We start from the raw sequence: 8,821 nt of genomic DNA, 5'->3' as shown, positions 1-8,821 counted from the left end.
GGGGCCGCCCCCGGACGCACGGTCCCGGGGCGGCCCCGCCGGAGCGGACTACTTCTCCAGCTCCTTGGCCTTCTTCTCGACGTCCTCGATGCCACCGCACATGAAGAACGCCTGCTCGGGCAGGTGGTCGTACTTGCCCTCGGCCAGCGCCTTGAAGGAGGCGATCGTCTCGTCCTTCGGCACCGTCACACCAGGCTGGCCGGTGAACTGCTCGGCCACGTACATCGGGTGCGACAGGAAGCGCTCGATGCGCCGCGCCCGCTGGACGGTGACCTTGTCCTCCTCGGACAGCTCGTCGATACCGAGGATCGCGATGATGTCCTGCAGCTCCTTGTACTTCTGCAGGATCCGGATGACCTCCTGGGCGACCTCGTAGTGCTCGTTCCCCAGGATCTGCGGGTCCATGATCCGCGAGGTGGAGTCGAGCGGGTCCACCGCCGGGAAGATGCCCTTCTCGGAGATGCTCCGCGCCAGGGTCGTGGTGGCGTCCAGGTGCGCGAACGTGGTGTGCGGCGCCGGGTCGGTGATGTCGTCGGCGGGCACGTAGATCGCCTGCATCGAGGTGATCGAGTTACCGCGCGTCGAGGTGATCCGCTCCTGCAGCACGCCCATCTCGTCGGCCAGCGTCGGCTGGTACCCCACCGCGGACGGCATGCGCCCGAGCAGCGTGGAGACCTCCGAACCGGCCTGCGTGAACCGGAAGATGTTGTCGATGAACAGCAGCACGTCCTGGTTCTGGACGTCGCGGAAGTACTCCGCCATCGTCAGCGCGGACAGCGCGACGCGCAGCCGGGTGCCCGGCGGCTCGTCCATCTGGCCGAACACGAGCGCGGTGTCCTTGAGGACGTCCGCCTCGTCCATCTCCACCCAGAGGTCGTTGCCCTCACGGGTGCGCTCGCCCACGCCGGCGAACACCGAGGTGCCGCCGAAGTTGCGGGCGACACGGCGGATCATCTCCTGGATGAGGACGGTCTTGCCCACACCCGCGCCGCCGAACAGGCCGATCTTGCCGCCCTTGACGTACGGGCACAGCAGGTCGATGACCTTGATGCCGGTCTCCAGCATCTCGGTCTTGGACTCCAGCTGGTCGAACGCCGGCGCCTTGCGGTGGATGCCCCAGCGCTCGTTGACCTCCAGCGAGGCGGTCGGGACGTCCAGCGACTCGCCGAGGGCGTTCCACACGTGGCCCTTGGTGATGTCACCGACCGGCACCGCGATGGACTCGCCGCTGTCGAACACCGGGGCGCCGCGGACCAGGCCGTCCGTCGGCTGCATCGAGATGGCCCGGATCATGTTGTCGCCCAGGTGCTGGGCGACCTCGAAGGTCAGGGTCTTCTCCTCGCCGCCCAGCGAGACCTGCGCGTTGAGGGCGTTGTAGATCTCCGGGAGGGCGTCGGCGGGGAACTCCACGTCGACGACCGGGCCGATGACACGGGCGACGCGCCCGGTCGCGGTCGCCGTCTCTACCTGTGCAGTCATTATCACTCCCCGCCAGACTCGGCGAGCGCGTCAGCGCCACCGACGATCTCGCTGATTTCCTGGGTGATCGCGGCCTGCCGCGCCTGGTTCATCTGGCGCGTGTAGACCCCGAGCAGTTCGTTGGCATTGTCGGTCGCCGACTTCATGGCCCGCCGGACCGACGCCTGGAACGACGCGGCCGACTGCAGCAGCATGTGGAAGATGCGGCTCTCGATGTAGTTGGGCAGCAGCAGGTCGAGCGCGGCCTGCGCGGACGGTTCGAACTCGTACGCCGGCGGGACCTCGCCGTCGTGGCTGTCCTCGATCTCCAGCGGCATCAGCCGCTTGACCCGGACCGTCTGGGTCAGCATCGAGACGAACTCGGTGTAGACCACGTGGATCTCACCGACCCCGCCCTCGGCGTCGGTCTTGAGGAAGTCCTCGGTGAGCCGGCGCCCGATCCGCTCCGCGTTCGCGAAGTGCGGACGGTCGCTGAACCCGTGCCAGGTCTCCGCGACCTCCCGGCCGCGGAACCTGTACCAGGTGATCCCCTTGTTCCCCACCACGTACGGGACCGGCTCGCGGCCCTCGTCCCGCAGCGCCCGGATCAGCGACTCGGCCTCGCGGATCACGTTGGCGTTGTAGGCGCCGCAGAACCCGCGATCACTCGTGACGATCAGGACGGCGCTGCGGGCGTCGGCCGGCTGCTCCTGCAGCAGCGGGTGGTCGATCCCCACGCGGTGGCTCACCAGCGCGGTCAGGGCCCGCGTGATCTGGTCGGCGTACGGCTTGGACGCCGCCACCGCCTGCTGGGCCTTGACGATCCGCGACGTGGCGATCATCTCCTGGGCACGCGTGATCTTGGCGGTCGACTTGACCGTCTTGATCTGCTGCCGGAGTTGGCGAAGCTGTGCGGCCATGGCCGTCAGCCCTTCTTGACGCGGGTGATCGTCTCCTGCTTGACGTCCTCGGCATCGATCGCCTCGACGGGCTCCTCGGCCAGCAGCTCGCCCTCGCTGGTCTGGAAGCCCTTCTTGAACTCCGTGATGGCGTTCTTGAGGCTGGTGAGACCGTCGTCGGAGAGCTGACCCGTCTCGCGGATGGAGGTGAGCAGGCCGCCCTCCTCGCGCTCGATGTAGTCGAGGAACTCGCGCTCGAAACGGCGGACGTCGGCGACGGGCACCTCGTCCAGCTCGCCGGAGGTGCCCGCCCACACGGACACGACTTCCTTCTCCGCCGGGAACGGCGCGCCCTGCGGCTGCTTCAGCAGCTCGACCAGGCGGGCACCGCGCTCCAGCTGGGCGCGGGACGCCGCGTCCAGGTCGGACGCGAACGCGGCGAACGCCTCCAGGTCGCGGTACTGCGACAGCGCGAGGCGCAGCGTACCCGCGACCTTCCGCATCGCCTTGATCTGCGCCGAGCCGCCGACCCGGGACACCGAGATACCGACGTTGATCGCCGGCCGGACGCCCTGGTTGAACAGGTCCGTCTCCAGGAAGCACTGCCCGTCGGTGATCGAGATGACGTTCGTCGGGATGTAGGCCGACACGTCGTTGCCCTTGGTCTCGATGATCGGCAGGCCGGTCATCGAGCCGCCGCCCAGGTCGTCCGACAGCTTCGCGCAGCGCTCCAGCAGGCGCGAGTGCAGGTAGAAGACATCACCGGGGTAGGCCTCGCGGCCCGGCGGGCGGCGCAGCAGCAGCGACACCGCGCGGTACGCCTCGGCCTGCTTCGACAGGTCGTCGAACACGATCAGGACGTGCTTGCCCTGGTACATCCAGTGCTGCCCGATCGCGGACCCGGTGTAGGGGGCGATGTACTTGTAGCCCGCCGGGTCGGACGCCGGGGCCGCCACGATCGTGGTGTACTCCAGCGCGCCGGCCTCTTCCAGGGCGCGGCGCACGTTCGCGATCGTGGAGCCCTTCTGGCCGATCGCGACGTAGATGCAGCGGACCTGCTTACTCGGGTCGCCGGTCGCCCAGGCTTCCTTCTGGTTGATGATGGTGTCCACGCAGACGGTCGTCTTGCCCGTCTGCCGGTCACCGATGATCAGCTGCCGCTGGCCGCGGCCGATCGGCGTCATCGCGTCGATGGCCTTGATGCCGGTCTGCAGCGGCTCCTTCACCGACTGCCGCTGCACGACCGTGGGGGCCTGCAGTTCGAGCGCGCGGCGCTCGGTCGTCTCGATCGGGCCCTTGCCGTCCAGCGGGTTGCCCAGCGCGTCCACGACGCGGCCGAGGAAGGCGTCGCCGACCGGCGCCGACAGGACCTCGCCGGTCCGCCGGACCTTCTGGCCCTCCTCGATCTTGCTGAAGTCACCCAGGACAACGGCGCCGATCTCGCGCACGTCCAGGTTCAGAGCCAGGCCACGGGTACCGTCCTCGAACTCAAGGAGTTCGTTCGCCATCGCGGAGGGCAGACCCTCGACGTGGGCGATACCGTCGCCGGAATCGACGACGGTGCCGACCTCTTCGCGCGCGGCGGCCTCGGGCTCGTACGACTGGACGAAGCGCTCCAGCGCGTTCCGGATCTCATCCGGACGGATCGTCAGCTCCGCCATGATTCCTCTCTTGCTCCCTAAAAGGTCAGCTCTACCGGCCTCAGCCGGCGCCGAGCCGCCGGCGAACGTCGTCCAGGCGTCCGGCGATCGTGCCGTCGATGATCTCGTCCCCGATCTGGATCGACAGGCCGCCGATCGCGCTCGGGTCGATCTCGATGTTCAGGTGTACTTCGTGCCCGTAGGCCGCGGCGAGCACCGCTGCGAGCCGTGTCCGCTGCTCCGCCGACAGCTCGGTCGGCGTCCGGACGAGCGCGACCAGCCGCTGCCGGCGCTGGGCGACGAGCTTGCCGTACTCGGCGAGCCCACCCTCCAGGCTACGTCCTCGCGGACGCAGCACCAGCTCGGTGACCAGGGTCAGCGTCGCCGGAGTGACCTTGCCCTCCAGCAGCGCGCCGACCAGGCCGGCCTTGCGGTCGTCCGGCAGCCCCGGTGCGGCGAGGGCGCCGCGCAGCGCGGCGTCCCCCTCGACGACCCGGGAGAACCGGAACAGCTCGTCCTCCAGGTCGTCGATCTGCCCGTCCGCCTCGGCGCGGGCGGCCTCGGCGGTGACCGCGAGGGTCTCCACCGCGTCCGCCAGCTCCGACGGCTTCGACCAGCGCAGCCGGACGACGTCGGCGACCAGCCCGAGAGCGGCCGGCGACACCTTGCCCTCCAGCAGGATCTGGACGAGCTGCGCCTTGTCGGCACCGTCGCGCGACGGGTCGGACACCGCCCGCCGCAGGCCGTGCTCGCGGTCGACCAGGTGCAGCACCGCGAACAGGTCGCCGCCGAGCGCGGCCAGGTCGGCGGAGGGAAGCACGGCCTCCAGCCGCTCCTTGGCCTCGGCCAGCGACGCCCTGCTCACCGCTCCCGTGATGGTCATGATGTGATCTGCTCCTGCGTGCGAGCGCGGCTTTCGAGCTCTTCGAGGAACCGGTCGACGACCCGGCTCTGCCGCGCGCTGTCCTCAAGGGACTCGCCCACGACACGCCCGGCCAGCTCGACCGACATGGCGCCGATCTCGGCGCGCAGCGACTGCAACGCCTGCTGCCGCTCGGCCTCGATCTGCTTCTTGGCGTCCTCGACGATCTTGCGCGCCTCCGCCTGGGCCTTCTGCTTGGCCTCGGCGATGATCTGCGCGCCCTGCTCCTCGGCCTTGCGCCGCTCGTTGGACGCCTCGACCGCGGCGGCCTTCTGCTGCGCCTTGTACTGGTCGAGGACCTGCTGGGCCTCTTTCTGCGCCTGCTCGGCCCGCTCGAGACCGCCCTCGATCGCCTGGGTCCGCTCCTCCAGCGTCTGCTGCAGGCGCGGGACGAGGATGCGGCCCAGGACGACCATGACGACGACGAACGAGAAGATGCCGACGACCAGCTCGTACGGGTGCGGGACGAGAGGGTTGTTCTCCTCCGCCGCTAGGACGGAAGCTGCTGTGATCATGTCTGCAGCCCTTCCTCAGATGGGACCCGTGGTCAAATGCCCTTGAAGATGAACGGAGCGACCAGACCGATCAGGGCGAGCGCCTCGGTGAGGACGAAGCCCAGCAGCATGTTGGTGCGGATCACGCCGGTCAGCTCGGGCTGGCGCGCGATGGCGTTCACGCCCTGGCCGAAGATGATGCCGATGCCGATGCCGGGGCCGATGGCGGCGAGGCCGTACCCGATCGCGGTGACGTTACCGTTGACGGCGGCGAGAACTTCTCCCGTCATGGGGTCATTCCTTTTCTGTCGGCCGGCGGAGGCTCCGCCGGTCTGGGCTAACGAGGTTGTCGATGGGCCTCGGCGCCGGGGCGCCGCGGCCACTTGGGGCTTAGTGGTCCGCTTCCAGGCCGCTCTGGATGTACATGGCGGCCAGCATCGCGAACAGGAACGCCTGCAGGAACTGGATGAGCAGCTCCAGCGCGGTCAGGACGATCGTGACGAGGACACCGACGATGCCGACGCCGAAGCCGAGCGCGGTGGGCTTCTCGAAGAGGAACCAGAAGCCGACCAGGCTGAAGAACGCCAGGATCGTGTGACCGGCGAACATGTTGGCGAAGAGCCGGACCGCGTGGGTGAAGGGGGCCAGGATGAACGTCGAGAGGTACTCGATCGGCACCAGCAGGAAGTAGACCGGCAGCGGCAGGCCCTTGGGGATCATGTTGGTGAAGTACTTCACCGGGCCCTGGTGCTTGAAGCCCAGGTACACCTTGACGACGTAGACGAACACCGCCAGGACGATCGGGAACGCGATGTGCGACGCGATCGGGAACTGGATGATCGGGACGACCGCGAAGATGTTCCAGATCCAGATCAGGAAGAACAGCGACATCAGCATCGGCATCCACCGGTCGGTGTTCTTGCCGAGGAACGGGCGGGCGATCTCGTCCCGCACGAACATGTAGCCGATCTCACCGATGTTCTGCATGCCGCGCGGCACGAGCTTCGGCTTGGCGAAGGCCGTCCAGAACAGGACGCACGTCACCAGCGCGCCGACGACCGCGAACACGACGGGTTTGGTCAGCCACGCGGGGCCGCCGGCGAACAGGGGCGGAAAGTCGAACAGCTCCGGGCCCGGGGCTTGGAACGTATCTCCCCCGGAGGCGAGGACCGTCAGCGCGTTCACGCGGCGTTCCCTTCATCAATGTGGTGATGTTTCACGAAGGCTTCCTCGGCGGCTTCCTTTGCTGGGCCGCTCAGGAGGAGTGGCGACCGTACTTCAGGTAGACCAGGTAGACGGCGAGCCCGGCACCGATGACCAGGCCGATCGGGATCAGCCAGGCCTGGTGCGTCCACTTGGACAGCAGCCACCCGAGCCCGCCCCAGATGAGCATCCCGGAGAGAAGGTAGCTGGGCACGGACCAGGCGACGTCGGCGAATTCCCGCTGACCGTCCTCCGGCCGGCGTTTCTGCTCGCTCATCGCGCTCCGGACGATAGCAGGCCACCCGTGCGGTGGTCATATTGGAGTAGTCCTTGGGGGCAGGCACCGTCCGCAGGGCCTGCATCACGGACTCCGGTCAAGGGCGTCCTCGGCGTCGTCAATGTAGGGCCTCCGCTGCAGCGCGATGCGGAACTCGGCGGCGATCCAGAGCAGCGCGAGCGCGATGACCGTCCAGCCGAAGACCGTGGTGTTCCAGATGGAGACGCTGTCCATCGCCGTGACCAGCACCATCACCGCGAGGATCTTGACCATGTAGCTCGCGAGGGCGGCCAGCATCATCGTCTGCGCGGAGTACCTGGCGGCCCACGAGACCACCAGCGCGCTCACCGAGAAGAAGGCGATCACCACGACGGAGGCCAGCGCCGCCGCCAGGGCGCCCTTGGCGCCGGCGGTCAACAGGCCGATCAGCACGGCGCCCACCCCGACCGCCGAGGTCGGGATCGCGGCGCCGCGGAGCATCCGGGCGTCGGAGGTATGCATGAGGGCTCCGGCTGGTCACGTTGAGTGTTCGTCTCTTGTTCGTGAAAGGTATCACAAGCGTCCGGAATGTCCACAATTACCCTAGAGGTAATGCCGATCCAGGGTCCGGGAGGCTACGCCCGGTAACGCTTGTACCTGGACTTTAGCCCAGCTCATCCCATGCATGGCCCAGTTCCGCCGGGACGGGCGTCCCGCTGGATCGTTCCTCGTCCGGCGGGACGGCGGCGCAGGTCAGACGTGCATCTGGGGGCGCTGTGCGGGCCGGCCGCCGGTGCCCGGATCGCCGGCGGGTTTCTTCCGGCGGCCGGGCTTGCGGAACATCAGCACGACACCGCCGATCGCGACCAGCAGCGTGATCCCGAGGGTGAGCCACGCGGCATCGAACAGCGCGAGCCCGACCAGGCCCGAGGCCAGCAGCCCCACCCAGAAGTACATGATCAGCACCGCGCGGCGGGTGGAGTGGCCGAGCTCCAGCAGCCGGTGGTGCAGGTGCTGCTTGTCCGGAGAGAACGGCGACCGGCCCTGGCTGGTGCGCCGCAGCACCGCCAGCAGCATGTCCATGAACGGCACCGCGGCCACCGCCGGGATCAGCAGCACCGGGACGAAGAACGGGAACAGCCCGTTGGCGAGGAAGGCCGCGTCGAACTGGCCGGTCAGCATGATCGTGGACGCGCTGAGCAGCAGCCCGATCAGCATCGAGCCGGTGTCGCCCATGAAGATCTTGGCGGGGCTGAAGTTGTGCGGCAGGAAGCCCGCGCACATCCCGAACAGCACCGCAGCGGTGAGCGTCGCGCCGGTCAGCGTGGACAGCCCGTGCGCCTTCGACAGCAGGTAGGCGTAGGAGAACAGCGCGAGCCCCGCGATGCCGACGACGCCCGCCGCGAGCCCGTCCAGGCCGTCGATGAAGTTCACCGCGTTGATCGTGGCGACCACGATGAAGACGGTCAGCGGCACCCCGTAGGCGGGCGGCAGCGACAGCGACTCGCCGTTCGGCAGCGGGATCGCGTAGATCTGGATGCCCTGCATGATGAAGATCCCGGCGGCCGCGACCTGCCCGGCGAACTTGGTGAGCGCGTCCACCTCCCAGCGGTCGTCGGCGATGCCGATCAGCACGATCAGCCCGCCCGACAGCAGCAGCGCCTTGGCCACGCTGATGTTGCCGTCCGCGAGGACCTTGCGCATCTCCGGCAGCCCGGTCGCGACCACCAGCGCCGCCACCATCCCGCCGAACATCGCGAGACCGCCCAGCCGGGGCGTCGGGATGACGTGCACGTCGCGGTCGCGCGGCACCGCCTGCGCGCCGAACCAGATGGCGAACCGGCGCACCGACGGGGTCAGCAGATAGGCGACGAGGGCGGCGACGAGCATCGTGAGCAGGTACTCCCGCACTCCCCTGCGCCTCCCTCACCCATCGCCGCTGGCGTGTT

General features: G+C 68.7%; 10 protein-coding genes. All 10 read right to left on the bottom strand.

The window, feature by feature from the left end; translation table 11 throughout:
* Positions 1-48 precede the first annotated feature (48 nt).
* The 10 genes from atpD to AF1_RS30285 all read right to left on the bottom strand — a co-directional run bounded on the left by atpD (position 49) and on the right by AF1_RS30285 (position 8,783).
* The gene (atpD, locus tag AF1_RS30330; RefSeq protein WP_067807137.1) at positions 49-1,479 is read right to left on the bottom strand and encodes a F0F1 ATP synthase subunit beta; all 1,431 of its coding nucleotides are present in this window, start codon (positions 1,477-1,479) and stop codon (positions 49-51) included.
* Between the two features lie 2 nt (positions 1,480-1,481).
* Positions 1,482-2,378, bottom strand: a complete 897-nt coding sequence (locus tag AF1_RS30325) for a F0F1 ATP synthase subunit gamma (protein ID WP_067807134.1) — start codon at positions 2,376-2,378, stop codon at positions 1,482-1,484.
* Between the two features lie 5 nt (positions 2,379-2,383).
* Positions 2,384-4,018, bottom strand: coding sequence for a F0F1 ATP synthase subunit alpha (gene atpA, locus AF1_RS30320; protein WP_067807131.1), 1,635 nt, complete (start codon positions 4,016-4,018; stop codon positions 2,384-2,386).
* A 40-nt stretch (positions 4,019-4,058) separates the two neighbouring features.
* Entirely contained in the window at positions 4,059-4,880 is an 822-nt protein-coding gene (locus tag AF1_RS30315; protein ID WP_067807128.1) for a F0F1 ATP synthase subunit delta, read from the bottom strand.
* Positions 4,877-5,434: a F0F1 ATP synthase subunit B gene (locus AF1_RS30310; RefSeq protein WP_174548913.1), complete on the bottom strand. Its 558-nt coding sequence runs from the start codon at positions 5,432-5,434 to the stop codon at positions 4,877-4,879. The genes AF1_RS30315 and AF1_RS30310 overlap by 4 nt, the downstream gene beginning before the upstream one ends.
* A gap of 32 nt (positions 5,435-5,466) precedes the next feature.
* Entirely contained in the window at positions 5,467-5,703 is a 237-nt protein-coding gene (gene atpE / locus AF1_RS30305) for an ATP synthase F0 subunit C (RefSeq protein WP_067807125.1), read from the bottom strand.
* A gap of 100 nt (positions 5,704-5,803) precedes the next feature.
* A complete protein-coding gene (gene atpB / locus AF1_RS30300; protein WP_067807122.1) occupies positions 5,804-6,598 on the bottom strand; it encodes a F0F1 ATP synthase subunit A in 795 nt (264 codons plus the stop codon).
* Between the two features lie 70 nt (positions 6,599-6,668).
* Complete coding sequence (locus AF1_RS30295; RefSeq protein ID WP_067807119.1) at positions 6,669-6,893, bottom strand: AtpZ/AtpI family protein; 225 nt, start codon at positions 6,891-6,893, stop codon at positions 6,669-6,671.
* Between the two features lie 84 nt (positions 6,894-6,977).
* The gene (locus AF1_RS30290; RefSeq protein WP_067807116.1) at positions 6,978-7,394 is read right to left on the bottom strand and encodes a hypothetical protein; all 417 of its coding nucleotides are present in this window, start codon (positions 7,392-7,394) and stop codon (positions 6,978-6,980) included.
* Positions 7,395-7,625: 231 nt separating this feature from the next.
* Complete coding sequence (locus AF1_RS30285; RefSeq protein ID WP_067807112.1) at positions 7,626-8,783, bottom strand: MraY family glycosyltransferase; 1,158 nt, start codon at positions 8,781-8,783, stop codon at positions 7,626-7,628.
* Positions 8,784-8,821: the final 38 nt, after the last annotated feature.

Source organism: Actinomadura formosensis NBRC 14204 (genome assembly GCF_001552155.1).
Lineage (GTDB): Bacteria > Actinomycetota > Actinomycetes > Streptosporangiales > Streptosporangiaceae > Spirillospora > Spirillospora formosensis.
This window is presented reverse-complemented; position numbering and strand designations above follow the sequence as displayed.